Below are 639 nucleotides of genomic sequence, written 5' to 3'. Positions count from 1 at the left end.
CGGTTACCGTCCAAACGCGGTGGCAAGAGGACTGGCAAGTAAAAAAACAACAACTGTAGGTGTCATCATTCCCGATATCTCAAGCATTTTCTATTCAGAGCTTGCGCGCGGAATTGAAGATATCGCGACAATGTATAAATACAATATTATTTTGAGCAACTCTGACCAAAACATGGAGAAAGAGCTGCACTTGTTAAACACAATGCTCGGCAAACAAGTGGACGGCATCGTGTTTATGGGCGGAAACATTACGGACGAGCATGTGGCGGAATTTAAGCGTTCCCCAGTGCCGATTGTACTTGCCGCTTCTGTAGAAGAGCAGGAGGAAACACCGTCAGTCGCTATCGATTACGAACAGGCGATTTATGATGCTGTGAAGCTTTTGGTTGATAAAGGACATACAGACATCGCGTTCGTTTCCGGACCAATGACAGAACCGATCAACCGTTCGAAAAAACTCCAAGGCTACAAACGTGCGCTTGAAGAAGCGAACCTTCCGTTTAATGAACAATTTGTAGCTGAAGGGGATTACACATATGATTCCGGACTCGAAGCACTGCAGCATCTGATGAGCCTGGATAAAAAACCGACAGCCATTCTTTCTGCAACTGATGAAATGGCACTCGGCATTATCCATGC

1 protein-coding gene is annotated in these 639 nt (G+C 45.7%); it reads left to right on the top strand.

From position 1 onward, the window contains the following. Window positions 1-639 (top strand): substrate-binding domain-containing protein (locus ACWHAR_RS28485; protein WP_452088623.1); only part of this gene is annotated, 639 nt, incomplete at both ends.

This window comes from Bacillus sp. LR--39 (assembly GCF_053613335.1).
This window is presented reverse-complemented; position numbering and strand designations above follow the sequence as displayed.